The sequence below is a fragment of the Halomonas ventosae genome, assembly GCF_004363555.1.
Classification (GTDB): domain Bacteria; phylum Pseudomonadota; class Gammaproteobacteria; order Pseudomonadales; family Halomonadaceae; genus Halomonas; species Halomonas ventosae.
Window position 1 is genome coordinate 20352 of sequence record NZ_SNZJ01000012.1, and the last position, 26253, is coordinate 46604.

At 67.9% G+C, this 26253-nt stretch carries 22 protein-coding genes; 7 read left to right on the top strand and 15 right to left on the bottom strand.

Features of this window, described 5'->3' with window-relative positions; all coding sequences use genetic code 11:
• The first annotated feature begins 3 nt into the window (after positions 1 to 3).
• Positions 4 to 1125: a phospholipase D-like domain-containing protein gene (locus tag DFP85_RS11240; protein WP_133636377.1), complete on the top strand. Its 1122-nt coding sequence runs from the start codon at positions 4 to 6 to the stop codon at positions 1123 to 1125.
• 82 nt (positions 1126 to 1207) lie between these two features.
• On the opposite strand, the gene DFP85_RS11245 is transcribed toward DFP85_RS11240, so the two are convergent.
• Entirely contained in the window at positions 1208 to 1858 is a 651-nt protein-coding gene (locus tag DFP85_RS11245; RefSeq protein ID WP_133636378.1) for a YecA/YgfB family protein, read from the bottom strand.
• Positions 1859 to 1933: 75 nt separating this feature from the next.
• Between DFP85_RS11245 and DFP85_RS11250 the strand changes: the two genes are divergently transcribed.
• From DFP85_RS11250 to DFP85_RS11260, 3 genes are all read left to right on the top strand, one after another.
• Positions 1934 to 2482 carry a SprT family zinc-dependent metalloprotease gene (locus tag DFP85_RS11250; protein ID WP_133636379.1) on the top strand — a complete coding sequence of 183 codons (549 nt, stop codon included), beginning with the start codon at positions 1934 to 1936 and terminating at the stop codon, positions 2480 to 2482.
• Between the two features lie 175 nt (positions 2483 to 2657).
• The gene (gene acs, locus DFP85_RS11255; protein WP_133636380.1) at positions 2658 to 4607 is read left to right on the top strand and encodes an acetate--CoA ligase; all 1950 of its coding nucleotides are present in this window, start codon (positions 2658 to 2660) and stop codon (positions 4605 to 4607) included.
• Between the two features lie 213 nt (positions 4608 to 4820).
• Positions 4821 to 5483 carry a LuxR C-terminal-related transcriptional regulator gene (locus DFP85_RS11260; RefSeq protein ID WP_133636381.1) on the top strand — a complete coding sequence of 221 codons (663 nt, stop codon included), beginning with the start codon at positions 4821 to 4823 and terminating at the stop codon, positions 5481 to 5483.
• Between the two features lie 147 nt (positions 5484 to 5630).
• On the opposite strand, the gene DFP85_RS11265 is transcribed toward DFP85_RS11260, so the two are convergent.
• From DFP85_RS11265 to DFP85_RS11280, 4 genes are all read right to left on the bottom strand, one after another.
• Positions 5631 to 9575 carry a hybrid sensor histidine kinase/response regulator gene (locus DFP85_RS11265; RefSeq protein WP_133636382.1) on the bottom strand — a complete coding sequence of 1315 codons (3945 nt, stop codon included), beginning with the start codon at positions 9573 to 9575 and terminating at the stop codon, positions 5631 to 5633.
• Positions 9576 to 9654: 79 nt separating this feature from the next.
• Entirely contained in the window at positions 9655 to 10170 is a 516-nt protein-coding gene (locus DFP85_RS11270) for a hypothetical protein (RefSeq protein WP_133636383.1), read from the bottom strand.
• A 98-nt stretch (positions 10171 to 10268) separates the two neighbouring features.
• Positions 10269 to 12065 (bottom strand): sodium:solute symporter family protein, encoded by a 1797-nt coding sequence (locus DFP85_RS11275; protein ID WP_133636384.1) that lies wholly within the window; start codon positions 12063 to 12065, stop codon positions 10269 to 10271.
• A 6-nt stretch (positions 12066 to 12071) separates the two neighbouring features.
• Positions 12072 to 12332 (bottom strand): DUF4212 domain-containing protein, encoded by a 261-nt coding sequence (locus DFP85_RS11280; RefSeq protein ID WP_106230608.1) that lies wholly within the window; start codon positions 12330 to 12332, stop codon positions 12072 to 12074.
• Between the two features lie 528 nt (positions 12333 to 12860).
• Here DFP85_RS11280 and DFP85_RS11285 point away from each other — a divergent pair.
• The 3 genes from DFP85_RS11285 to ttcA all read left to right on the top strand — a co-directional run bounded on the left by DFP85_RS11285 (position 12861) and on the right by ttcA (position 16358).
• Entirely contained in the window at positions 12861 to 14684 is a 1824-nt protein-coding gene (locus DFP85_RS11285; protein WP_133636385.1) for a putative nucleotidyltransferase substrate binding domain-containing protein, read from the top strand.
• A gap of 46 nt (positions 14685 to 14730) precedes the next feature.
• Entirely contained in the window at positions 14731 to 15357 is a 627-nt protein-coding gene (locus DFP85_RS11290) for a 3'-5' exonuclease (RefSeq protein WP_133636386.1), read from the top strand.
• Between the two features lie 83 nt (positions 15358 to 15440).
• A complete protein-coding gene (gene ttcA, locus DFP85_RS11295) occupies positions 15441 to 16358 on the top strand; it encodes a tRNA 2-thiocytidine(32) synthetase TtcA (protein WP_133636387.1) in 918 nt (305 codons plus the stop codon).
• 113 nt (positions 16359 to 16471) lie between these two features.
• On the opposite strand, the gene fnr is transcribed toward ttcA, so the two are convergent.
• From fnr to ccoO, 10 genes are all read right to left on the bottom strand, one after another.
• Positions 16472 to 17215 (bottom strand): fumarate/nitrate reduction transcriptional regulator Fnr, encoded by a 744-nt coding sequence (gene fnr / locus DFP85_RS11300; protein WP_133636388.1) that lies wholly within the window; start codon positions 17213 to 17215, stop codon positions 16472 to 16474.
• A gap of 116 nt (positions 17216 to 17331) precedes the next feature.
• Positions 17332 to 18714, bottom strand: coding sequence for an oxygen-independent coproporphyrinogen III oxidase (hemN, locus tag DFP85_RS11305; RefSeq protein ID WP_243737280.1), 1383 nt, complete (start codon positions 18712 to 18714; stop codon positions 17332 to 17334).
• Between the two features lie 275 nt (positions 18715 to 18989).
• Positions 18990 to 19688 carry a sulfite exporter TauE/SafE family protein gene (locus DFP85_RS11310; protein ID WP_133636390.1) on the bottom strand — a complete coding sequence of 233 codons (699 nt, stop codon included), beginning with the start codon at positions 19686 to 19688 and terminating at the stop codon, positions 18990 to 18992.
• The gene (gene ccoS / locus DFP85_RS11315) at positions 19688 to 19903 is read right to left on the bottom strand and encodes a cbb3-type cytochrome oxidase assembly protein CcoS (RefSeq protein ID WP_133636391.1); all 216 of its coding nucleotides are present in this window, start codon (positions 19901 to 19903) and stop codon (positions 19688 to 19690) included. The genes DFP85_RS11310 and ccoS overlap by 1 nt, the downstream gene beginning before the upstream one ends.
• Positions 19900 to 22383 (bottom strand): heavy metal translocating P-type ATPase, encoded by a 2484-nt coding sequence (locus tag DFP85_RS11320; protein ID WP_133636392.1) that lies wholly within the window; start codon positions 22381 to 22383, stop codon positions 19900 to 19902. Before DFP85_RS11320 ends, ccoS begins: the two co-directional genes overlap by 4 nt.
• Positions 22384 to 22402: 19 nt before the next feature.
• A complete protein-coding gene (locus DFP85_RS11325; protein WP_133636393.1) occupies positions 22403 to 22915 on the bottom strand; it encodes a FixH family protein in 513 nt (170 codons plus the stop codon).
• On the bottom strand, positions 22915 to 24348 hold the full coding sequence (gene ccoG, locus DFP85_RS11330; RefSeq protein ID WP_133636394.1) for a cytochrome c oxidase accessory protein CcoG: 1434 nt from the start codon (positions 24346 to 24348) through the stop codon (positions 22915 to 22917). Before ccoG ends, DFP85_RS11325 begins: the two co-directional genes overlap by 1 nt.
• A 131-nt stretch (positions 24349 to 24479) precedes the next feature.
• On the bottom strand, positions 24480 to 25409 hold the full coding sequence (gene ccoP / locus DFP85_RS11335) for a cytochrome-c oxidase, cbb3-type subunit III (protein ID WP_133636395.1): 930 nt from the start codon (positions 25407 to 25409) through the stop codon (positions 24480 to 24482).
• The gene (locus DFP85_RS11340; protein WP_133636396.1) at positions 25406 to 25621 is read right to left on the bottom strand and encodes a cbb3-type cytochrome oxidase subunit 3; all 216 of its coding nucleotides are present in this window, start codon (positions 25619 to 25621) and stop codon (positions 25406 to 25408) included. Before DFP85_RS11340 ends, ccoP begins: the two co-directional genes overlap by 4 nt.
• 2 nt (positions 25622 to 25623) lie before the next feature.
• A complete protein-coding gene (ccoO, locus tag DFP85_RS11345; protein ID WP_133636397.1) occupies positions 25624 to 26232 on the bottom strand; it encodes a cytochrome-c oxidase, cbb3-type subunit II in 609 nt (202 codons plus the stop codon).
• Positions 26233 to 26253 lie beyond the last annotated feature (21 nt).

Below are 26253 nucleotides of genomic sequence, written 5' to 3' on the forward strand. Positions count from 1 at the left end.
GCCATGCACGGCATGTGGCGAGACGGCAATCACTTCGAACTGCTTCCCGAGGCGGCCCTCTTCCTGCCCTCGATGTTCGCGGCCGTCGACCGGGCGCGCCACTCCGTGCTGATCGAGCTCTACCTGATGGAATCCGGCCGGCTGGCCAGTGCGCTGATCGGGGCGCTGGTCCGCGCCGCCGAGCGCGGCGTCTCGGTGATGCTGCTGCTCGACGGCTATGGTGCCATGGGGCTCGCCACCGCCGATCGCCAGCGTCTCGAGGCGGGGGGCGTGGCGCTGCGCTTCTTCAATCCCCTGGGGATGCAGTCGCTGGTGCGCAACCTGACCCGGGACCACCGCAAGCTGGTGGTGGTCGACGGTGCCGAGGCCTTCACCGGTGGCTTCGGGGCCGTGGACGAGTTCCTGGATGCCTGGTACGAGGTGGCGATGCGCATCGAGGGGCCGGTGGTGGCCGACTGGGTGCGGCTGTTCTGCCGGCTCTGGGACTCCCCCATGAGTCGCGGGCCGGGCAGGGCCTCGCTGGTGCGCGGGCTGGAGCTCGCCACGCGCCAGCGCGAGGGCTATCGCGGCATGCGCGGCCGCGTGGTCTGGGGGCAGGGCTATCGCTACCAGGCGATCCGCCACTCGCTGCATCATCGGGTCGCGACCGCCGCGGAGCGGCTATGGATCTGTACCCCCTACTTCGTGCCCACCTTCACCCTGCGCATGCGCCTGGCCCGGGCGGCCCGGCGCGGCGTCGACGTGCGCCTGCTGCTGCCGGGCGAGCTCCACGACCATCCCGGCGTGCGCTATGCCGGCCAGCGCTTCTATGGCCGCCTGCTGCGGGCGGGGGTGCGCATCTTCGAGTTCCAGCCCACCTTCATCCATGCCAAGTTCTCGCTGGTCGATGACTGGGTCAGCCTCGGCTCGTGCAATTTCGACCACTGGAGCCTGCAGTGGAACCTGGAGGCCAACCAGGAGGTCGATGACCCACGTTTCGCCGCCGAGGTCGCCGGGCTCTTCGAGCGCAACTTCGCGTCGAGCACGGAGATCGACCCGGAGGCCTGGTCGCGGCGGCCACGCCTGCAGCGCTTTCGCGAGTGGCTCTATGGCACCCTGGACGGAATGCTGACGCGGCTTAGGTAGCGCCAGCGACGAGCTGCGCGCCGCCAAGGTGCAAGGATGGATCTGTCTTGACTCCTGGTCCCCTTGTGACTCGCTTGGCCGCCTATCGACGGCCCTTGCCGCGCCCGGCGGGCTGCTTGCGGCGTGGCCTGGGCTTGGGCGTTTCCGGGGGGACGCGATAGTGCAGGTAGAGGTCCAGCACCAGTTCTGGCAGCTGGGAGACGAGGCCCTCGAGGCGCGTTGCATCCCCGGCGAGCTCCGCCATGTCGGGCTCGTCCTCGAACAGCCCCGAGAGCAGCATGAAGGGCAGCAGCAGGGTGGCGGCGGCCTCCTCGTCATCGGCGAACCAGGCGGCCTCGTCGAGGAACACCCCCTCCATGAAGCCGGCGCACCAGTCGCCGATCGGCGTCTCCTCCGGGGCGCTGCCGGCGAGCTCGAGCTCGAAGGGCAGCTCCGGGAGGCCGCCCGCCTCCAGCACCTCGATGGCGTTGTGCCTGAGCCGCTCGAGCAGCCCCAGGATGGTCTCGCGCTCGGCGTCATCCGCGAAGGCCGGATCGCCATGGAACAGCTCGGCGACCCAGGCCGCCGCGGGGGTGTCGCGTGGCGCCACGGCCAGGGCCACCAGGAAGCCGTGGGCGCCGATCAGGTCCAGGGCGTCGGCGTCGACCCGCTCGGAGTCGAGGAAGTCGTCGAGCAGGTCGAGCTCGTCGTCCTCGAGCAGCGGCTGGGGGAGGGGCGTTTCGGCATCGGACATGACGGCTCTCGCAGGGAAGTCGTGGGCATGGGGAAGGCTTTACGCCTCGACACGAAGGCGCCATTCTAGCATCCCATGACTAGGCCCGCGCTTCCCGACCCCGACCCCGCCCGGCTCGATGCCCTCGACCGGTCCGCCCTGCACCGCACGCTCCTGGCGCGGGTCGAGGCGGCCTGGCGACTGTGTCGCGAACTGCACCCCGGGCTGCCGCGCCCGGCGGTGTGGCTCGACCTGCGCGGCAAGTGTGCCGGCCAGGCGCACTTCGGTCGCGGCGGGCTGCGCTTCAATCCGGTGCTGCTGGAGGAGAATCGCCTCGCCTTCCTGGTCGAGGTGGTGCCCCACGAGATGGCCCACTGGCTGGTGCATCACCTGGAGGATGGCCACCTCGCGCGACCCCACGGTCGCGAGTGGCAGACCGTGATGCGCCGCCTGTTCGGCGTGGCGCCCAGGACCACCCATCGCTTCGACACCGGCCGTGCGAGCCCGGCACCCTACCGCTACCGCTGCGGCTGCCGGGAACACGGCTTCACTGCCCGGCGGCATGCCCTGGCCCGACGGGGGCGGGGGTATCGCTGCCGGCACTGCGCTGAGACCTTGGTCTATCTGGGCCGTTCCGCTTCCTGATTTATCTTGTAAGTCATTGTCATGGAAAAGAAAAATGTTTCTACCAATGTCTAAAGGGAAGCCCGCGTGCTGACGTATATGCTGTGAGCAGGTTTTATGGGGCCGGCCCGCCCAACAGCTACGCGGCCGGCAACATCCACCTGGAGGGTCCATCCCCCTGGACAGAGGCATATCCATGACCGAGCAGCAGAAAGTCTATCCGGTAAGCGACGAGTTTGCCGCCAAGGCCCACGCCGACAAGGCGACCTATGAGGCCATGTACCAGCAGTCGGTTGACGACCCGAAGGGGTTCTGGGGTGAGCAGGCCAAGCGCCTCGACTGGTTCAAGGCGCCGACCAAGATCAAGCACACCTCCTTCGACTCGCACAACGTGGATATCCGCTGGTTCGAGGACGGCACCCTGAATGCCAGCGTCAACTGCCTCGACCGTCACCTCGAGACGCGCGGCGACCAGCCGGCGATCATCTGGGAGGGCGACGACCCCAAGGATGACAAGACGCTCACCTACCGTGAGCTCTATGAGAAGACCTGCCAGCTGGCCAACGGCCTCAAGGAGCTGGGCGTCGGCAAGGGCGACGTGGTCACTCTCTACATGCCGATGATTCCCGAGGCCGCCATGGCGATGCTCGCCTGTGCCCGCATCGGTGCCGTGCACTCGGTGGTGTTCGGTGGCTTCTCCCCGGACGCCGTTGCCCAGCGCGTGATCGGGGCCAAGTCCAAGCTGATCATCACCGCCGACGAGTCCGTGCGCGGCGGCAAGCAGGTGCCGCTGAAGGACAACGTCGATGCCGCCCTGACCCGCGACGGCACCGAGGTGTGCAAGAACGTGCTGGTGGTCAAGCGCACCGGCGGCGAGATCGACTGGAAGGACGGTCGCGACGTCTGGTACGACGACATCGTCACCCAGCAGTCCACCGATTGCCCGGCCGAGGAGATGGGGGCCGAGGATCCGCTGTTCATCCTCTACACCTCCGGCTCCACCGGGGCGCCCAAGGGGCTCAAGCACACCACCGGCGGCTACCTGCTGCAGGCCGCCATGACCCACCAGTACGTCTTCGACTACCAGGAGGGCGAGGTCTACTGGTGCACCGCCGACGTGGGCTGGGTCACCGGCCACAGCTACATCGTCTATGGGCCGCTGGCCAACGGCGGTACCACCCTGATGTTCGAAGGGGTGCCCAGCTACCCGACCCACGGTCGCATGGGCGAGGTCGTCGACAAGCACAATGTCAGCATCCTCTATACCGCTCCAACCGCGGTGCGTGCCCTGATGGCCCATGGCGACAACGTCATGGACTCCAGCAAGCGCGACAGCCTGCGTCTGCTCGGCTCGGTGGGCGAGCCCATCAACCCCGAGGCCTGGGAATGGTTCTACCGGGTGATCGGCAACGCGAAGTGCCCGATCGTCGACACCTGGTGGCAGACCGAGACCGGCGGCATCATGATCGCGCCGCTGCCCGGGGCCACCGACCTCAAGCCGGGCTCCGCCACCCTGCCGTTCTTCGGCGTGGTACCGGCGCTGGTCGACAACGAGGGCAACGAGCTCAAGGGGGCCACCGAGGGCAACCTGGTGATGCTGGACTCCTGGCCGGGCCAGGCGCGCTCCATCTGGGGGGACCACGAGCGCTTCGTGCAGACCTACTTCTCCACCTACAAGGGCATGTACTTCACCGGGGATGGCTGTCGTCGCGACGAGGATGGCTACTACTGGATCACCGGCCGCGTCGATGACGTGCTCAACGTCTCCGGCCACCGCATGGGCACCGCCGAGATCGAGTCCTCGCTGGTGGCCCACGAGGCCGTGGCCGAGGCGGCCGTGGTCGGCTTCCCCCATGACATCAAGGGGCAGGGCATCTACATCTACGTGACCCTGGCCGACGGCTTCGAGGAGAGCGACGAGCTCAAGAAGGAGCTGACGAAGTGGGTGCGCAAGGACATCGGTCCCATCGCCTCGCCGGACGTCATCCAGTGGGCCCCGGGCCTGCCCAAGACCCGCTCGGGCAAGATCATGCGCCGCATCCTGCGCAAGATCGCCGCCAACGAGTGTGACGGCCTGGGCGATACCAGCACCCTGGCGGACCCGTCGGTGGTCGACGAACTGATCGAGCATCGCGCCAACCGCTGAGGTCCTGCCCGCCCGGCGGCTATTGCCTGCCGCCCTATGGCATGCCAAGCCGGCCCCTCGGGGCCGGCTTCTTTGTGCTCGGTCATGGGAATGTCGACAATATCCCGAGAGCCCTTGGGAATCGCCGTGGCCATGGGGTAACATGCGGACAACAACTGTAGAGCCCAGCGTGGCGGCCGTCGTTCCGCTGCTCGAGGAACCGGAGGAAGACCCATGGCCTTTGCCCAGAAATTCATCGTTGCCGATGACCATCCGCTGTTCCGTGCGGCCCTGACCCAGGCTCTGCGCCAGCTGGCGCCCCAGGCCGAGATCGTCGAATCCGACACCATGGAGGCCACCACCGAGGTGGTCACCCGCCATCCCGACGCCGACCTGATCCTGCTGGACCTGCACATGCCGGGCGCCCATGGCTTCTCGGGCCTGATCCAGCTGCGCGGCCAGACCCCGGATATCCCGGTGGCGGTGGTCTCGGGCAGCGACGAGGTCCACGTGGTGCGCCGCGCCATCGACTACGGCGCATCGGGCTTCATTCCCAAGTCCTCGTCCCTGGCGCTGATCGCCGAGGCGGTGGGCGAGATCCTCGATGGCGAGGTCTGGTTGCCGGCCGAGATGGCCGCGGCCCTGGGCGAGGCCAACGAGGAGGAGACCAAGTTCGCCGAGGCCATCGCCTCGCTGACGCCGCAGCAGTTCCGGGTGCTCAACATGCTTACCGAGGGGCTGCTCAACAAGCAGATCGCCTATGAGCTGAGTGTCTCCGAGGCCACCATCAAGGCGCATGTCACCGCCATCCTGCGCAAGCTGGGCGTGCATTCGCGCACCCAGGCGGTGATCGCCGCCCAGAAGCTCGAGGTCGAGCCGCCGAAGGTGGAGTCGTAGGGCAGAGCGCCGAGCGCCGAGCGCCGAGCTGCAAGCGCCAAGGCGCAAGCTTCAAGGAAACGCGAAACCCACCGTCAGGTGGGTTTCTTGTTTCAGGTCTCAATGTTTTGGCAGTTTGGCAGTTTGGCAGTTTGGCAGTTTGGCAGCTTAGCCGCTTGGCGCCCGGCTGGCCTGCAGGGTCCGGGTCAGCAGGGCGCGCAGGGCGGCGGGGCGCACCGGCTTGAGCAGCAGCTGGTAGCCGGCGCGCCTGACCTCCTCGGCCACCTCCTCGGTGCGGTCGGCGGTGATCACGATGCCGGGCACCGCGCCCTCCAGCCGCTCGCCGAGCGCCTCCAGGGCCATCAGCCCGGTGACCTCGTTGTCCAGGTGGTAGTCCGCCAGGATCGCGTCCGGGTCGCCGTCCAGGTGGCGCAGCACCGACTTGGCGCCACCGATGGTGGTGGCCGTGAAGACCTCGCAGCCCCAGCCCGAGAGCATCGCCTTCATGCCCTCGAGGATCAGGGACTCGTTGTCGATGCAGAGGATCCGCGTACCGGCGAGCTTGTTGCCGGCACGCTTCGGCGCGGCATCCTCGGCCTGCTCGGTCGCGGTGCGCGGGGCCACCACCGGCACGCTGACCGAGAACATGGTGCCGCAACCCTCCTTGGAGCGCACCCGGATGGGGTGGTCGAGCACCCGCGCCATGCGATCGGCGATGGAGAGCCCCAGGCCCAGGCCCTTCTCGCTCTCCTTGTGCCGCGTGGCCTGATCGAGGCGCCGGAACTCCTGGAAGATCTCGAGCTGCTTGGCCTCGGGGATCCCCGGGCCCGAGTCCCAGACCTCGATGGTGATGCGCTCGGCATGGCGGCGGCAGCCCAGCAGCACCCGGCCGGCCTGGGTGTAGCGAATGGCGTTGGAGAGGAAGTTCTGGATGATTCGGCGCAGCATCTGGGGGTCGCTGTCGACCCACTGGCGGGTCGGCACCACCACCAGGTCCAGGCCGCGTTCCTCGGCCATCACCTCGAACTCGGCACGCAGCGGCTGGATGATGTCGGCCAGGGCAAAGTGGCTGCGCCGCGGCGTGAGGGCGCCGGCATCCAGCTTGGAGATGTCGAGCAGGGTGCCGAGCAGCTCCTCGGCGGCCTGCAGCGAGTTGTCGATATGGCCGATGGTGCGCTTCATGTCCTCGGCCGCCATCTCCTGGGCCAGCGCCGAGGTGAACAGCCGCGCGGCATTGAGCGGCTGCAGAAGGTCGTGGCTGGCGGCGGCCAGGAAGCGGGTCTTGGAGGCGTTGGCATCCTCGGCGAGCTGCTTGGCCTGGCGCAGGGCGAGCTCGGCCTCGGCGCGAACCCGGTTCTCCTGGCGCAGGGCCGCGTTGGCCTCGGAGAGCGCCTGGGTGCGCTCGCGCACCCGCTCCTCCAGGGTCTCGTTGGTCTCCTTGAGGGCGATCTCGGCCAGGCGGCGTTCGGTGATGTCCTGGTAGAGGGCGAAGAAGCCGAGTATCGCGCCGCTGTCGCCGAAGTGCGGTGTATAGGTGACCAGCATGTAGCGCCGGTCGTCGCCGATGGGCAGCGAGACCTCGAAGTTGACCCGCTCGCCGGCCAGGGCGCGCTCGATCCACGGTGCCCGCTCGCGGGCCATGTCGGGGTCCATCACCTCTTCCACGCGCTTGCCGATCACCGCGTTGCGGTCGATGCCGAAGGCCTGCTCGTAGGCGCGGTTGGTGAAGAGGTAGCGGCACTCCTTGTCGAAGTAGGCGATCAGCGCCGGCACGTTGTCGGTGTAGATGCGGATGTTGTTCTCGGAACGGATCAGCGCTTCCTCGATGCGCTTCTGCTGGGTGATGTCCTGATAGCTGTAGACGAAGCCGCCCCCCGGCATGGGATTGCCCTGCACCTCCAGCACGCTGCCATCCTGGCGGTAGCGCACGTAGCGGTGGGGGTGGCCCTCGCGGATGTTGTCGATCAGCAGCCGCACGTGCTCCTCGGGATCGCCGGGGCCGTACTCGCCGTTGTGGGCGTTGTAGCGAAAGATCTTGTCCATCGGGGCGCCGACGCGGATCAGGTGGTCGGGGAAGCGGAACAGCTCCAGGTAGCGCTGGTTCCAGACCACCAGGCGCAGGTTCTGGTCGACCACGCTGATGCCCTGGTTGATGTTCTCGATGGTGGCCTGCAGCAGCGCGCGGTTGAACTCCAGCACCTGGGAGGCCTCGTCGACGATGGAGATCACGTCCGAGATGCCGATGCCGCGCCCCTGGAGGGCCGAGTTGACCACGATGCGGGCCGAGGAGGCGCCGAGCACCGAGGCCAGGAAGCGCTCGGTGAACTGGATCACGTCGATGGAGGCGCGGGTGTTGTCCTCCAGCGGCTTGCCGGTGCGCCGGGCGTAGTCCTCGAAGGCGCGGCTCACCTGGCCGGCGCCCAGGAAGCGCTCGCAGAGCACCTTGAGGTCGCCCACGGTGGTGGCACCGGTCCAGGGGCGGTTCACCGAGGTCTGGCGGGTCTCGACGCTGTCGACGAACAGCGAGGCCTGGATGCGCTCGACCACCCGCTGGGGCGTCATCTGGGAGACGAAGATGTAGCAGAAGAGGTTCACGCCCAGGGAGAGCATCACGCCATGGGTGAAGCTGTCGCCGACGTTGAGTCCGAACAGCGAGGTGGGGGCCAGCCAGGCAATGCCCAGCGGGCCGCCGTCGAGCCAGTGCCCGGGCAGCACGCCGGCCCCGATCAGGGTGGGCATCAGCAGGCTGTAGGCCCAGATGGCGAAGCCGGCGTTCATGCCGGCGATCACCCCGAGGCGGTTGCCGCGCTTCCAGTAGAGGCCGCCGATCAGCGCCGGGGCGAACTGGGCTGCGGCGGCGAAAGAGAGCATGCCGGTGCTGGCCAGCGAGCTGAACTCGCCGATCAGCTGGTAGAAGCCATAGGCCATGGCCAGGATCACGGCGATGGTGATGCGCCGGGCGCGCAGCACCAGTCGCCCGTAGTCACGCGGCTTGGTATCGAACCAGCGCAGGCGGAACAGGGCGGGGATGACGATCTCGTTGGAGATCATGATCGACACCGCCACCGCGGCCACGATCACCATGCCGGTGGCCGCCGAGAAGCCGCCGATGAAGGTCAGCAGCGTCAGCCACTCGTTGCCCGCGGCCATGGGCAGGGCCAGCACATAGGTATCCGGCTCGATGCCGCTGTCGGCGAAGATGGTCAGGCCGGCCGCCGCAATGGGGATGACGAAGAAGGCGAAGGCCAGCAGGTAGAGCGGGAACAGCCAGCGGGCCTTGGTGGCGTCGTCGCGGTGTATGTTCTCCACCACCGCCACGTGGAACTGGCGGGGCAGGCAGAGGATGGCCAGCATGGCCAGCAGGGTCTGGGCCCAGAAGCTCTGGCCGAAGTCCTGGTCGGCGAGCTGACGCTGCAGCTCGAGCTGGGTCTCGGCGCGGCCCAGCAGGTCGCCCAGGCCGTCGAACATGCCCCAGGTGACGTAGGCCCCGAGGGCCAGGAAGGCGAGTAGCTTGACCAGCGACTCGAAGGCCACGGCGTGGATCAGGCCCTCGTGGTGTTCGGTGGCGTCGGTGTGGCGGGTGCCGAAGAGGATGGCGAAGGCCGCCATCACCACCGCCACGTAGAAGGCCGTGTCGCCGAACAGCGGCGCCCGGGTGATGTCGCCTGCATCGGTGATCACGCTGAAGGAGGTGGAGACCGCCTTCAGCTGCAGGGCGATGTAGGGCAGGGTGCCGATCAGCGCCACCAGGCTGGCGAAGGCCGCCAGCGACTGGGTCTTGCCGTAGCGCGAGGCAATGAAGTCGGCGATGGAGGTGACGTTCTGGTGCTTGGCGACGCGGATCATCTTGGCCAGCACCGGCCAGAACAGCAGCAGGGTGAGGATCGGCCCGACGAAGATGCTGGCGAAGGACCAGCCCGCCGTGGCTGCCTGGCCCACGGCGCCATGGAAGGTCCAGGAGGTGCAGTAGATGGCCAGTGCCAGGCTGTAGATCACCGGGCGGCGCCGGCTGGCGCCGTGCTCCCGGGCATGGCGGTCGCCCCGCCAGGCGATGGCGAACAGCACGGCGATGTAGAGCAGTGAAACGGCGATCAGCAGCCAGCCAGCGAACATGCACTCTTCTCCCTTCCGGATGCGCCCATTCTAAGGCAAGGCAGGCCCCCGGAGCAGCCGCGGGCGTGCAGGCGCCGGGTCAGCCCTCCGTGCAGAGGGCGCGGTGGAGCGGGCTTTCGGCCTCGACGCGGCGCATCTGCTCGGTGGCCGGGGTCCGTGATTCGCCTTCCAGGGGCAGCATTTCCCGGGTCGCGCAGTTCATCAGGTAGGCCTGGTGGCTCACCTGGTCCACGTACTCCTTCTCGAAGCGGTAGAGGATGAACTCGACCAGACGCCCGCCATCGCCGCGGCTCACCGCCAGGTTGTCCAGGTCCACGATGGTGAAGGCCGTGGTCATGGGGAAGGCGAAGGTCCAGGGGCGCCAGAACATCTGGCCCTCCTCCACGGAGACCACCTCGGCGGATTCGGGCAATTGCTGCTGCTTGTGCTCGAACCAGGTGTATTCGGTGTAGATCTGGTAGCCGAGCATCCCCAGGCCACCGAATGCCGGAATGATCCAGCGCGGCAGTCGCTTGCCGCTGGCCAGGCGCAGGATCAGGCCGATCCCCGCGGCGCCGAGGCCGGCGAAAACCGCCGCTATCAGGTGCCATATCATGGTTCATGCGTCCTTGAAAGCGATCGGGCTTCCCTGAGGAAGCCCGATCGGTAGTGGTTGGTCTGGCCCGGCTAGCCGGGCCAGGTGGCCATTATGGCTCAGTGCCCGGTGGCGACACCAGCACCCTTGGGATAGCGGACGCTTTCCACCAGGTCCTGGATCTCCTGCGGAGGCTCCTCGGTCGCGCTGGAGACGGCGAAGGCCACGGCGAAGTTGAAGATCGCGCCGACCGCGCCGAAGGAGAGCGGCGAGATGCCCAGGATCCAGTTGTCCGGGGTGTTGGGCAGCATGTTGGTCTCCGGAATGAAGAACCAGCCCAGGTAGGTGAAGATGTAGAGCAGGGTCAGGCCCAGGCCGGTCAGCATGCCGGCGACGGCGCCCTTGTTGTTCACCCGCTTGGAGAAGATGCCCATCATCAGCACCGGGAACAGCGAGGCGCCGGCGATACCGAAGGCGAGCGCCACCGTCTGGGCCGCGAAGCCCGGCGGGTTCAGGCCCAGGTAGGTCGCCAGCAGGATGGCACCGGCCATGGAGATCCGTGCCGCCAGCATCTCGCCCTTCTCGGTGATCTTCGGGTTGATCATGGTCTTGATCAGGTCATGGCTGATGGCCGAGGAGATGGCCAGCAGCAGGCCGGCGGCGGTGGAGAGTGCCGCGGCGATACCACCGGCGGCGATCAGGCCAATGACCCAGCCCGGCAGGTTGGCGATCTCCGGGTTGGCGAGTACCAGGATGTCGTTGTTGACGGTAAGCTCGCTGCCTTCCCAGCCACGCTCGGCGGCGGTGTCGGCGAATGCCTCGTTGCCGTCGTTGTAGACCTGGATGCGGCCGTCGCCATTCTTGTCCTCGAAGGTGATCAGGCCGGTCTCTTCCCAGGTCCGCACCCACTCGGGACGCTCCTCGTAGAGGATGGGATTGGTGGCGGCCTCATCGTAGTTCTCGACCTGGCCGGCCATCTCCGGATAGACGGTGGTCATCAGGTTCAGGCGCGCCATGGAACCCACCGCGGGAGCGGTCAGGTAGAGCAGGGCGATGAACACCAGGGCCCAGCCGGCAGACCAGCGGGCGTCGGCCACCTTCGGCACGGTGAAGAAGCGGATGATGACGTGGGGCAGGCCCGCGGTACCGACCATCAGCGACAGGGTGAACAGCACCATGTTCAGCTTGTTGTCGACGTCCGCCGTATAGTCGCGGAAGCCCAGCGCATTGATGACGTCATCCAGCTTGGCCAGCAGCGGCACGCCGGACTCGGAGTGGGTGCTGAACAGGCCCAGGCCGGGAATGGGGTTGCCGGTGAGTTCCAGGGAGATGAACACGGCCGGGATCGTGTAGGCGATGATCAGCACGATGTACTGGGCCACCTGGGTATAGGTGATGCCCTTCATGCCGCCGAAGACCGCATAGAGGAAGACGATGAAGGCCGCGATCCAGATGCCCCAGGTGTTGGAGACCTCCAGGAAGCGCGAGAAGGCCACGCCGGCACCGGTCATCTGGCCGATGACATAGGTGATGGAGGCGACGACCAGACAGATCACGGCGACCAGGCGAGCGGTGTTGCTGTAGAAGCGGTCACCGATAAAGTCGGGCACCGTGAACTTGCCGAACTTGCGCAGGTAGGGCGCCAGCAGCATGGCCAGGATGACGTAGCCGCCGGTCCAGCCCATCAGGAAGGTGGAGTTGGCGTAGCCCCCGGAGGCCAGCAGGCCGGCCATGGAGATGAAGGAGGCGGCGGACATCCAGTCGGCGGCGGTGGCCATGCCGTTGGTCACCGGATGCACGCCGCCGCCGGCCACATAGAAGTCCTTGGTCGAGCCCGCTCGGGCCCAGATCGCGATGCCGATGTAGAGGGCGAAGGAGGCCCCTACGAACAGCAGGTTGATTGCAAACTGACTCATGCTGGCTTACTCCCCGAGTCCGAACTGTTTATCGAGACGGTTCATCTTCCAGGCGTAAAAGAAGATGATGCCGATGAAGGTCAGGATCGAACCCTGCTGGGCGAACCAGAAGCCCAGGTCCGTCCCGCCGACGGGAATGCCGGCCAGCAGCGGGCGAAGAAGGATGGCGCAGCCGTAGGACACCAGGGCCCAGACGATCAGGCACCCCGTTATCAGGCGCACGTTCGCCTTCCAGTAAGCAGCGGCATTGGCTTTGTCGTCTGCCATAGTGTTGCTCTCCACTTGTTGTTCAGGTTGGGAAGTTGCCCAGAGCGTTGCGGTCACTCATCAGGACAGTCGTGTCGACGGAGCCAGCCTTGCCTGTGCAGTCTGGATCAGCCTGTCGCCAGGTTGCCCGCTCCTTGTCGAGGTGCATTGTCGACGCGGGATTGTCCTGCATGGCTCATGGCCAATAGTGGGCAGCAATCGCCTAAAATAAATCCCAGACTTTCGTATCATGAAAAGATACCGATGGAATAGCCTTTCGATAAGTCTCTTATTATCAGTATGTTGTGAAAGTGTCGTGCCCAAGGTTGCGAGCCGGGGAAGGCGGGCATAGGACGATGGTATAGCCCCGAAATCCACGGTGGTTAATGCACGCCCTCAGCTGGTCTTTGACCATGGTCTAAGGCCGTCAGGATAGGACGATTGTCTAGGTTATTTACTGAAACCCGACTTTGCTATCTTGGATTCTCCCTGGAGGGAAGCTCCACCTATCCCGCGGGGTGGTGACCACCGCGCAACGAGGACGGCCCCATGGTCGATGTAGAACTCTCTCAGCCGCCTTTCACCTTCCTCGACGAGGAGGGGCGGGAGCGCGTACGCAGCGGCATCGACCTGGCCTACTTCGACCGTGACGAGATCATCCTCGATGCGGGCCAGCCCGGGGAGTACGTGTTCCTGATCCACAAGGGCGAGGTCGCCGAGCTTGACCCGACCCTGCCTGGCGCCCAGTCGCGCATCGGCCACTACACTGCCGGTGACCTCTTCGGGGCCATCAGCATTCTCAACGGCAAGAGCCGCTATCGCTTCCGAGCCGAGCAGGAGTGTCTCTGCTACCTGCTGCCCAAGGGGCTGTTCAAGCAGCTCTGCGAGGCCTATCCGGCCTTCTCCGAGTTCTTCCGCCAGCGCCTCGCCCAGAAGACCCGGCTGCTCACCGAGCGCCGCGCGGAGGGCGGGGTGACCATGGCCGGCTTCATGCTCGCCCGGGTCGGCGAATGCATGCGCGACCCGCTGCTCGTCGCGGGCACGACCAGCATCGCCGAGGCGGTCCACACCCTGAACGAAAGTCATGCCGACAGCCTGCTGGTGCAGGGCGAGGCGGGGCCGGGCATGGTCACCAAGACCGACCTGCTCAATGCCCTGGTGCTGGAGGGGCGGGCCCAGGAGAGCCCGGTGCAGGCGGTTGCCCACTTCGCGCTCGTGAAGGCGACGCCGGGCCAGTACCTGTTCGAGGTGCTGGTCCAGATGACCCGCTTCAAGGTGGAGCGGGTGGTGGTGATGGAGGACGACGCGCCGGTGGGGGTGGTGGAGCTCACCGACGTGCTCAGCTACTTCTCCAGCCGCAGCTACGTGGTCAGCCTGCAGGTGGAACAGGCCAACAGCCTCGAGGCGCTGGCCGCCGCCAGCCGCCGTACCCCGGAACTGGTGCGTGCGCTGATGGCCCAGGGCGTCAAGCTGCGTTTCGCCATGGGGCTGCTGGCGGCCCTCAACGGGCGCATCATGAACAAGGCCTGGGGCTTTCTGATCGACGAGCGCTACCACGCCGACAGCTGCCTGATCGTGATGGGCAGCGAGGGGCGCGGCGAGCAGATCCTCAAGACCGACCAGGACAACGGCCTGATACTGGCCGACGACCTGGAGTGGCCCGACTGCCATGAGCAGATGCAGCGCCTCACCGAGACCCTGATCGAGCTGGGCTACCCGCCTTGCCCGGGCAACATCATGGTCTCCAACCCGGAATGGGTAGGCACCGAGACCCAGTGGCGCGGCCGCATCGCGCAGTGGGCGGCGAGCCGCGATGGCGAGAGCCTGATGCGACTGGCCATCATGCTCGATTCCCACGCCGTGGCCGGCAACCCGGCCCTGCTCGAGCGGCTGCGCGAGGAACTCTTCGAGCGCTGCAGCCGCGACGAGATCCTGCTCTCCTACTTCGCGCGCACGGCGCTGCGTTTCTCCACGCCGCTGACGCTCTTCGGGTCGCTGAAGAAGCCGCAGCACGGCGTCGACATCAAGAAGGGCGGCATCTTTCCCATCGTCCACGGGGTGCGCACCCTGGCGCTGGAGCGTCGCATCACCGCGACCTCCACCCTGGACCGGCTCGAGGCGCTGGTGGCCGACGGCCGTCTCGAGGAGCGCTTCGCCGAGGACCTGGGGGAGGCCCTGTCACTGTTCACCGAGCTGCGCCTGCGCCAGCAGCTCGAACGCCTCGATGACCCGGAAGGCCGGGGCGAGGAGCCCGACCGGGTGGTGGTCCAGGAGCTCTCCTCGCTGGAGCGGGACCTGCTGCGCGAGGCGCTGCATATCGTCAAGGATTTCAAGCAGCGGCTGTCGCATCGCTTCCACCTCGAGTACTCGTGAGGCAAGGCGCTCTCAGGGAATGACAACAACGACAGGAGGTTCACCCATGCTCAAGGCACTGCGCCGCGCCGCCGACCGTCGACGACAGGCCCACGGCGACTATGGCTGGCTCTTCTCTCCCTACACCGGGGACGAGATGGTCGCCATCGACTGCGAGACCACCGGGCTCGATACCCGCCACGCCGAGCTGGTCTCGCTGGCGGCGGTGCGTATCCGTGGCGACCGCGTCCTGACCAGCGACTCGCTGGACCTGCGCCTGGCCCGGCCGGCGAGCCTCAGCGGCGACTCGATCCGCATCCACGGGCTGCGCGGCATCGACCTGGTCGACGGCGCGGGTGTCGAGGAGGCCCTGACGCAGTTCCTGGACTTCATCGGCAATCGCCCACTGGTCGGCTGGTGCCTGGACTTCGACCTGGCCGTGCTCAACCGCTACCTGCGCCCCCTCTTCGGCTTCGACCTGCCCAATGCCGGCATCGACGTGGCCCAGACCTACCAGCGGCAGCTGCGCCGCAGCCATCCCGAGCTGGATATCCGGCCGCGCTTCGAGCAGGTGGCCGAGCGCCTGGGGGTGCCGGTCATGGGGCGGCACACCGCCCTGGGCGATGCCGTCACCACGGCCCTGCTCCATCTGCGTCTGGCGCGAGGTCCCATGCTGGCGGAGCGGCTCTGCTGATCCCCGAGTCGCTTCGCCTGGCCAGGGCGAGGGTGGTAGGATGGCGGCCGTCATTTCCAGCCGCCCAGGCAGCGCCCGAGACCATGCAAGACGCCCTGATGTTCGACCCCCGTGACACCCTGGCACCCGATGCCCCGTACCCCGCTGAGCCTGCATCGCCCCGCGAGGGCCTCGATGCCCGTGGCAGGCGCGAGTTCAACAAGCTGCAGAAGCGCCTGCGTCGCCAGGTGGGCAATGCGATCATCGACTACGGCATGATCCACGAGGGCGATCGGGTGATGGTCTGCCTCTCCGGCGGCAAGGACAGCTACACCCTGCTGGAGATCCTGCGTAACCTGCAGCGCAACGCGCCGGTGGACTTCTCGCTGGTGGCGGTGAACCTCGACCAGAAGCAGCCCGGCTTCCCGGAGCACGTGCTGCCCGAGTACCTGGAGGGCATCGGCGTCGAGTACCATATCCTCGAGCGCGACACCTACTCGGTGGTCAAGGAGAAGACCCCCGAGGGCAAGACCACCTGTGCGCTCTGCTCGCGGCTGCGTCGGGGCTCGCTCTACGGCTTCGCCGAGGAGATCGGTGCCACCAAGGTGGCGCTGGGCCACCACCGCGAGGACATCCTCGAGACGCTGTTCCTCAACATGTTCTTCGGCGGCAGCCTCAAGGCGATGCCGCCCAAGCTACTCTCCGACGATGGTCGGAACATGGTCATCCGCCCGCTCGCCTATTGCCGCGAGGCGGACATTGCCGAGTTCGCCCGGCTGATGGAGTTCCCGATCATTCCCTGCAACCTCTGCGGCTCCCAGCCCAACCTGCAGCGCCAGGTGGTCAAGGAGATGCTGGCCGACTGGGAGAAGCGGCATCCCGGCCGCCTGGAGAGCATGTTCAAGGCGGTGACCAACGTGGCACCCTCGCAGCTGGCCGACCGCGAGCTCTTCGACTTCGCCGGCCTCGAGGAGAAGCAGGCACGCAGGCAGGCCGACCGCATCGATATCCTCAACGAATAAGTCAGCGTCAAGCCACAGGGAACAGGCGCCAGGAAACAAGGAACCCCATCGGGCATTCGCCCGATGGGGTTCCTGCATTACGGCAAAGGGGGGGGGCGTCGCCGGCTTGGCGGCTACTTCGCCCCTTCCTCCTCGGCCACCTCGATCAGCGCCTGCAGGTCGAGGATGTTCACCTCGCGGCCGGAGACGGCCACCAGCCCCTGTGACTGGAAGCGGCCCAGGATGCGGCTGACGGTCTCGACGGCCAGTCCCAGATAGTTGCCGATGTCGGCCCGGGACATGGAGAGCCGGAAGCTGTAGGGGGAGTAGCCGCGACGGCGGAAGCGGTCGGAGAGGCTGGTGAAGAAGGTGGCCAGCCGCTGGTCGGCGGTCTTGCGCGACAGCAGGCGCATCATGCGGCGATCGTCGCGCATCTCCTTGCTCATGCTGCGGTAGAGCTGGCCCCGAAGTTCGGGCAGCGACTCGGAGAGGGCGTCGAGACGGTCGAAGGGGATCTCGCAGACGGTGGTGGTCTCCAAGGCCACGACCGTGCCGGGATAGCGCTCCTCGTCGATGCCGTCGAGGCCTACCAGTTCGCTGGGCAGGTAGAAGTTGGTCAGCTGGTCCTCGCCGCTGCCCTCGGTGGTCACCTGCTTGAGGCTGCCGGAACGCACCGCGAAGACGCTGGTGAAGGGGCTGCCCTGGCGGAACAGCGACTCGCCCTTCTTGAGCGGCGCCCGGCGCCGGATGATGGCGTCGAACTGGTCCATGTCCTCAACCTCGAGCGCCAGGGGCAGGCAGAGCGAGCTCAGGCTGCACGTCTGGCAGCGTGTCTCGTTCAGCAGTGAATGGCGCCTGCCGGTCGCGGTGTCAGGCATGCTCTCCTCCATGAATGATGACTCTGGCCACAGTATGGAGGATTGTCGTCCACCGGCAAAGCATCCCTTAGGAGGTACTCCCTGGCGCCAGGGGGCCTTGCCAGTCGCCGCGCCGGTCAGGCGGCATGCGCATCGAAGGCCGCGGCCAGGCGGTGGACGAGCAGCCGTCCCGCCGGCGTGACCTCGAGACGCTGTCCGGATCGCCTCACCAGGCCGTCCCGCTCGGCCGGCGCCAGCCGCGCGAGGGCATCGCGCAGGTGGGCTGGCGCATCCAGGTCGAACTCCTGCCCGAGGAGGGCCAGGTCGAGGCGCATGTCGCACATCAGGCGCTCGATGGCGCGGGCCCGCAGGCGGTCATCGTCGGTCAGTCGCAGGCCCCGCTCCACCGGCAGTCGGCCGGCATCGAGTCGCGCCTCGTAGTCGGCGAGGGCCAGGGGGTTGCGGGCGGCGATGCCGCCCAGCCGGCTGAGGGCGCCCACCCCCAGGCCCAGGTGGTCAGCGGGGGCAAGGGCACTGTAGCCATTCAGGCTGCGCGACAGCAGGCCCCTGGCCTGGGCCGTGGCCAGCGGATCCTCGGGGCGGGCGAAGAGTTCCATGCCGATATGCACGTAGCCGGCCTCGGCAAGCATCGCGAGGGCGACGTCGAGGATGGCCAGCCGCTCGCCCGGTGGCGGCAGCTCCTCGACCCGGATCCGGCGCTGGGCCGCGAACCGTTCCGGCCGGTGCTCGTAGGGGAAGAGCGACAGGCGGGCCGGTGCCATGGCGATCACCTGCTCGAGGGTCTCGGCGACGCTCTCGTGCGTCTGACCGGGCAGGCCATAGACCAGCTCGAGGCCCAGGGAGCGGAAGCCCAGCCGGTGGGCCTCGTCGATCAGCTGCTCGGTGAGCACCCGGGGCTGGTGGCGGTTGATGGCGCGCTGGACCCGCGGGTCCAGGTCCAGCACCGACAGGCTCAGGCGGTTGAAGCCCAGCGCCTGGAGATGGCGCAGGGTGAAGACGTCGGCGTCCCGGGGGTCGACCTTGATGCTGTAGTCCCGCTGGCGCGAGCCCGACAGCCCGAAGCGCGCGTCGAGCCGGTCGATCAGGTCGCTCATCTGGTCCAGGGTCAGGAAGGTCGGGGTTCCACCGCCCCAGTGGAGCTGCGACACCTCCCGTGAGCCCTCCAGGTGGCGCGAGGTCAGCACCATCTCCCGGTCGAGTCGCGACAGGTAGGGCTCGGCGCGCCGGGTGCTCTGTTCTGTCACCCGGGTACAGGCGCAGTGGTGGCAGCTGTGGCGGCAGAAGGGCACGTGCACATACAGCGACAGCTCGCGCCCGCTGGCGTTGCTGCGTGCCAGGGCCGTCGTCAGGTCCGCGTCCGAGAACGTCGTCGTGAAGCTGTCGGCACGGGGGTAGCTGGTGTAGCGCGGCCCGCCAGCACCATGGCGACGCAGCACCCCCGCGTCGCGCAGCGATGCGGTGCCGCGGGGACGGTCGTCGACGACGGCTCGAGCGGACATGGACGGCACTCCGGAAGTTGGACGTGCCTTCATGCTAGCGCCGAGCGCCGGGGACCGCGTTGAGCTGCGTCAAGCGAAGCGGGGATTCAAGCAGGAGCTATCGCAGTTTCGCTCAGGGAGGGGCGCCGGGGACAAGCCGAAGAGGAGGTCCTTCGCCATGGATGGCGTCGGTAGCGCCCAGGGACGGGTTCACAGCGCCTCCTCGTAGGCTTGTCGCCGGATCAGCCTCGAGCGATAGATCGATCTGCAATAGCCTTGGGGACTCACGCAGGAGGTCAGTGGCCCGCCGAGAGGGGCAGCGGCGTCCACAGCTGCCAGAGGGCGAAGCCGATGATCGACAGCGCCGCGATGCTGCGGGTGGCCGGGTGGCGGATCAGGGTGCCGAGCTGGCGGGCGGCGAGGCCGGTGGCCAGCAGGGCCGGCAGGGTGCCGAGGCCGAAGGCGCCCATCAGGGCGGCGCCGCGCCAGGGCTCGGCGATGGCCAGGCTCCAGGCGAGCATGGAGTAGACCAGCCCGCAGGGCAGCCAGCCCCAGACCGCCCCCAGGGCGACCGCCTGGGGCACCCTGACCACCGGCATCAGGCGGCGCCCCAGCGGCTCGAGGTGCGTCCAGAGCCGTCGCCCCAGGGCCTCGACCCGCAGCAGTCCCTTCCACCAGTCGGCGATGTAGAGGGCCATCAGGATCAGCATCACCGCGGCCAGGACCTGGAGGGCCAGGCGCGCCTGTGGCGTGAGGGCGACCAGGGTGCCGAGTCCCGCGACCAGGGCACCGGCCACCATGTAGCTGGCAATCCGGCCCAGGTTGTAGCCCAGCAGCAGCCCGGAAAGGCGTGCCGGGCTGCGCATGCTGGGCGGGACGGCGAAGGTCAGGGCGCTCATGATGCCTCCGCACATGCCGATGCAGTGGGCGCCACCGAGCAGGCCGAAGACGAAGGCGGCGGCCAGCGGGGGAAGGTCGAGGCCGGTGGGATCCATCAGTCGCGGCGTTCCTCGTCGTCGGAGGAGGCGTCACGCTCGGGGCTTCGCCGCTCGTCCTTCGGGCGGTCGTTGTCGTCCTCGTCGAAGAGGATGCGATAGGCGGGCCCTTCCAGGTCCTCGAACTGGTCGTGCTTGACGGCCCAGAAGAAGGCCCAGACGGCCAGCCCCAGCAGGATCAGCGAGAGGGGGATCAGCAGGTAGAGGATGCTCATGCGTTCACCAGCCTGGGGGTGTCGCTGCCGACCGGTCGTGAGGGGGCGTCCCGGGTCAGGCGCAGGGCATTGCCGACGACCACCAGGGAGCTGGCCGACATGCCGATGGCCGCCAGCCACGGCGGCACGAAGCCCATGGCCGCCAGGGGCAGCGCCGAGACGTTGTAGACCAGCGACCAGGTCAGGTTCTGGCGGATGATGCGCCGGGTGGCCCGGCCGGTCTCGATGGCCTCGACGATACGCCCCAGGCGCGGGCCGAGCAAGACGGCGTCGGCGCGGGTGCGGGCCAGGTCGGTGGCCCCGTTCATGGCGATGGCGATGTCGGCACCGGCCAGCACCGGCACGTCGTTGATGCCGTCGCCGACCATCGCTACCCGTTCGCCGCCGGCCTGCAGGGCCTGGAGGCGGGCCAGCTTCTCCTCGGGGGAGGCCGCCGCCTGCCAGGTGTCGATGCCCAGGCGCCGGGCCATGTCCGCCACCGCCGAGGGGGTGTCGCCGGAGAGCAGCTCCACCGCCAGGCCCCGTTCCAGAAGGGCCTCGACGGTCTCCCGGGCGTCCTCCCGCAGGCGGTCATGGAGGGCGAACCAGGCCCGCGGTCGGCCCTCCTCGGCCAGCAGCAGCCACTGCCCCTCGCCGGGCAGCGCCGGGGGGGCCTCGGGGGCGGCGAACTCGGGCCTGCCGAGGCGCCAGCGTTGCTCGTCGATCCAGCCCTCCAGCCCCTGTCCGGGGCGGCTGAGCACGTCCCTGGCCGCGACGGTGGCCTCGCGGAAGGGGCGAAAGGCCCGCGCGATGGGGTGTTCCGACTGGGCCTCCAGGGCGGCTGCCACGCGGCGCGCACGGCCCGCATCGAGTGGGCCGTCCGGGTCGCCGATCGGGCGGGTCTCGACCAGGCTCATCTCGCCGCTGGTCAGGGTGCCGGTCTTGTCGAAGATCACCCGGTCGAGCTGCGACAGCGTCTCCAGGGCATCGGCACGGGTGATCAGCACGCCGCGGCGATGCAGGCGGCCATGGCCGGCGGTCAAGGCCGTGGGGGTGGCCAGCGCCAGGGCACAGGGACAGGTGACCACCAGCACCGACAGGGTGACCCAGAGCATCCGGTCCGGGTCGATGAACCACCAGGCGACCGCCACCCCGACCGAGATGATCAGCACCTGCAACACGAAGTGGTGGGCCATGCGCGCCGCCAGCTGGGCGATGCGAGGCCGGCTGGCGAAGGCGCGGTCGGTGAGGTCGACGATGCTGGCGACCCGGGCATCATTGCCGGCATGGGTGACGCGCACCGTCAAGGGGCTCTCGATGTTCTGGCTGCCGCCGGTCACGCGGTCGCCGACCCCGCGGGTCACCGGCAGGTACTCCCCGGTGAGCATGGACTCGTCGAGGCTCGACTCGCCGGCCTCGATCACCCCGTCGGCCGGCACGCCATGGCCGGGCTTGACCAGCACCCGGTCGCCGGCGGCAAGCTCGCTGGCGGGCAGGATGCGCTCCTCGCCCGAATCGGTGAGGCGGGTCGCCGAGAGGGGCAGGGCGCCGGACAGGGCGTTGCCGCTGTGGCCGCTGCGGCGTCGGGCGCGGCCCTCCACGTAGCGACCGAAGAGCAGGAAGAAGGTAAACATGGCCACCGAGTCGAAATAGACGTCGCCGTGGCCGGCGATCACCGCATAGCCGCTGGCCAGGTAGGCGCCGCCGATGGCCAGCGATACCGTCACGTCCATGCCCAGTACCCGGGTCTGGAGGTCGCGCAGGGCGTTGCGGAAGAAGGGCTGGGCCGAGAAGAGCACCACCGGGGTGGCCAGGGCGAAGGAGAGCCAGTGGAAGAGGGCGAGGAAGTCGGCGCTGATCTCGTCGGGGCCGGCCACGTAGATGGGGATCGAGAACATCATCACCTGCATCATGCCCACGGCGGCGACGATCAGGCGGCGCACGTTCATGCGCTCCTCGTGCTGCAGGCGCTGCTGGGCGGCATCGGGCTCCCAGGGCTGGGCCGGGTAGCCGATGGCGGCCATCTCGGCGAGGATCCGCGACAGGGCGACCCGCTCGGGATCCCAGCTGACCCGCAGTCGGTGATGGGTGAGGTTGACGGCGCTGGCGGTGATCCCCTCCAGGGCATTGAGGCGGTGCTCGATCAGCCAGGCACAGGCCGCACAGGTGATGCCGTCCACGGCCAGGGTGGCATGCACGGTCCCGTCGTCCCCCTCGGGGTGCACGAAGCGCGCCTGCAGCCCCGGGTCGTCGAATACCGCCCAGGTCTCGGCCCGGGCCGCCTGGCGGTCGTCCGGACGCTCGGGCAGCTCGGTGCGGAAGCGGTAGTAGCTCGCCAGGCCGCCATCGACGATGGCATGGGCCACGGCCTCGCAGCCGGGGCAGCAGAGCGGGTGGCGGGCGTCGTCCAGGGTGATCGACCAGGGCGCACCCGCCGGCACCCGGCTGCCGCAGTGGTAGCAGTCCGGGGCCGCGTCAGGCGTCTGGGGACTATGGGTCATGGCGTCTCGTCGGACGGCCCTAGAGGCCGGGTACCAGGGCGATCTCGTCGTCGCTGGGGAAGCGGGCCTCGCCGGTCAGGCGCCATTCGGCGTCCCGGCCCTCGGTGGGCTGCAGCTGCAGATACCAGCGGTAGTTCAGCGGTTCGTCGATCATGCCCACGTAGCGCCCGCCGCGGACGTGCTCGAGGGTCAGCGAGCGGTCACGGTGGCTGTCGGTGGGAAAGACCAGGGCCAGGTGAAGGCGCTCGGGACGGCGCTCCCCCTGCAGGTCGACGACGATGTCGCCGGTGCGGGCGTCGGCGCGCATCACCGCCTCCAGGCCCAGCGCCCGGGCATGCTCCTGCTTGGCCAGCTGCTCGTTGATGGCCAGGCCCTGCTTGTAGTAGTCACCGCCCACCGAGCCGTCATAGTAGCGGATCGACAGGGTCAGGTAGACCAGGCTGAAGGTCACCGAAGAGGCCAGCAGGCCGATCAGGAACCAGGGCCAGAACTGCTTGTACCAGGGCGGGATGCTCTCGTGTTCCGCGCTCATCAGCGGGTCTCTCCTATGAAGCGGCTGTCGCGCTCGATGGCGATGTCGGCATCCTGCGCTTCCAGCCGCAGGATGATCTCGGCGCTGGGCCGGTCGATGGCCCCGGGGGGCACGCTGGCCTGGACCACCAGCTGGCGAGAGTCGCCGGCCGGCACGCTGACCTCATGGGTGTCCAGGGTCAGACCGGGCAGGCCGGAGGCCTCCAGCCGGTAGACATGCGCCTGCTTGTCGAGGTTGCGCACCGTCAGGGTGTAGACGTTGCTGATGCGGCCGTCGGCGGTCGTCTGGAAGAGCCGGGTGCGCTCACGCTCCACGTCGAAGCCCAGGGGCGTGCGGTCCGCCACCGCCCAGGCGAAGACGCCGATCATCACCAGCAGGGCGGCCAGGTAGCCCATCAGGCGCGGGCGCAGGATGTGCGTCGGCTTGCCCTCCAGGGCGTTCTCGGTGGTGTAGCGGATCAGGCCGCGGGGATAGCCCATCTTGTCCATCACGCTGTCGCAGGCGTCGATGCAGGCCGCGCAGGTGATGCACTCGTACTGGAGGCCGTCGCGGATATCGATGCCGGTGGGGCAGACCTGCACGCAGAGGTCGCAGTCGATGCAGTCGCCGTGTCCGGCGGCAAGGGCCTGCTCATGGCTGAGGCTCTTCTTGCGCGGTCCGCGCGGCTCGCCGCGAGCGGTGTCGTAGGAGACGATCAGGGTGTCGCGGTCGAACATCACCGACTGGAAGCGGGCATAGGGGCACATGTAGATGCACACCTGCTCGCGCAGCCAGCCGGCATTGAGGTAGGTGAAGACCACGAAGAAGCCGACCCAGAAGTAGGACCAGCCGTGGGCCTCGAGGGTCGGCAGCTCCACCACCAGGTCGCGGATGGGGGTGAAGTAGCCGACAAAGGTGACCCCGGTGGCCAGGGCGACCAGCAGCCAGATGGCGTGCTTGGCGGACTTGCGCCACAGCTTGTCGGCGGTCATCGGCTGCTTGTCGAGCTTGATGCGGCGGTTGCGTGACCCCTCCAGGCGATGCTCGACCCAGATGAACAGGAAGGTCCAGACGCTCTGCGGGCAGGTGTAGCCGCACCAGACGCGGCCGGCGAACACCGTAATGAAGAAAAGCCCGAAGGCGCAGATGATCAGCAGCCAGGAGAGCAGCATGAACTCCTGGGGATAGAAGGTCGCCGAGAAGATGTGGAACTCGCGGCCCGGCAGGTCGAACCAGATCGCCGGGCGATCCCCCCAGGGCACCCAGGGCAGCAGGAAGAAGGCCAGCATCAGGGCCCAGTTGGACGTGCGGCGCAGGCGCTGGAAGACGCCCTTGATCTCGCGCACGTAGATATGGCGCCGGCTGGCGTACATGTGCTGGGTGACCGCTTCCTGGGGCGTGTGATGCTCCACGGGATCCGGGGTGACATCGCGGGTCGGGATCTTCTCGCTCATGGCAGGCTCACGGCTGGCAGGGAGGGGCAGGGCCGGGGGCCGCTGCGGGTGCGTCCATTGTATCGAGCTGGCCGCATAACGAGAAAGGGTGCGACCGGAGGCCGCACCCTTCAAAGCCCGAGGCGCTTGTCTCAGTCCTCGAAGCGCAGGCTGTAGACGTAGGCGGCGACGAGGTGGACCTTGTCCTCGCCGATATAGGCGGCCTGGGCCGGCATGTGGCCATTGCGGCCGTTGCGCAGGGTCTGGCGCACCGAGTCGCCCAGCGACTGGCCGGGTGCCTGGTAGAGCCAGGCATCGTCGGTCAGGTTGGGGGCGCCCAGCGCCTGGTTGCCGGTGCCGTCGGGCATGTGGCAGGCGGCGCACACCGATGCGAACACCGGGGCACCCTGCTCGGCGCGCTGTTCGTCCTCGGCGTTGCCGGAGAGCGACAGCACGTGCTGGGTGACGTTCTCGATGTTCTCGCTGCCCAGCTGCTGCCAGGAGGGCATCAGGCCGTTGCGGCCGTTGGCGATGGTATGGACGATGTTCTCCGGCTCGCCACCATAGAGCCAGGCGTCATCGGTCAGGTTGGGGAAGCCATAGCCCCCCTGGGCCCCTGAGCCGTGGCAGACCGCGCAGTTGTTGAGGTAGATGCGCTCGGCGACCTGCATGGCCTCGCCGTCCCTGGCCAGTTCCGGGATCGGGACCTCCTGGTACTGGGCAAAGATCGGGGCGAAGCGCTCCTCGGCACGGGCCACCTCCTCCTCCCACTGGCTCTCCTGGCTCCACCCCAGCACGCCGGCGAAGTTGCCCAGGCCCGGGTAGAGCACCAGGTAGCCCAGGGCGAAGATCACCGTGCCCACATAGAGCTGGAACCACCAGCGGGGCAGCGGGTTGTCGTACTCCTCGATGCCGTCGGCGGCATGGCCGGTGGTATCCACGTTGCCCTCGGCATCGGGGGTCTTGTCGGTCTTGCGGTTGGCGTAGAGCAGCCAGAAGGCAATCCCGATGGAGCCCAGCGTGATGACGATGATCCAGGCGCTCCAGAAGCCGGAAAGGGAGTCACCCCAAAGATTATTCATGTGTTCCTGTCTCCCCTGTCATGGCGGGAATCGGTCTCGCGCGAGGCGCTCGTGTCACGGTTCGCCGGTGCATCATCCTCGTCGGCGAAGGGCAGGTTCTTTGCCTCGTCGAAGTCCTTCTTGCGTCGCTTCGAGTAGGCCCACAGGGTGAGCCCGATGAAGGCGATGATCAGGATGCCCGTGATGATGCCGCGAAAGGTCCCGGTATCCATAGTCAGCGTGTGCCCTCGAGCACGGTGCCAAGCTGTTGCAGATAGGCGACCAGCGCGGTGATCTCCTGCTCGCCGCGCACCTCGCGGGTGGCGTTCTCGATCTGCTCGTCGGTATAGGGCACGCCGAGGGCCCGCAGGGCGCGCATCTTCTTCGGCGTGTCCTCGCCATCCAGGGTGTTCTCGAACAGCCACGGGTAGGCGGGCATGACCGACTCCGGCACCACGTCACGCGGGTTGTAGAGGTGGGCGCGATGCCAGTCGTCGCTGTAGCGGCCGCCGACGCGGGCCAGGTCAGGCCCGGTGCGCTTGGAGCCCCACAGGAAGTTGTGGTCGTAGACCGACTCGCCGGCCACGCTGTAGTGGCCATAGCGCTCGGTCTCGGCGCGGAAGGGTCTGACCATCTGCGAGTGGCAGCCGACGCAGCCCTCCCGGCGGTAGATGTCGCGGCCCTCCAGTTCCAGTGCGGAGAGCGGCTCGAGCCCCTCGACGGGTTCGGTCGTCTGCTTCTGGAAGAACAGCGGCACGACCTCGGCCAGGCCGCCGAAACTGATCACCACCAGGATCAGTACGGCAAGCAGGCCGACGTTCTTTTCGACGATCTCGTGTCTCATTGGTGTCGGTTTCCCCGTTGG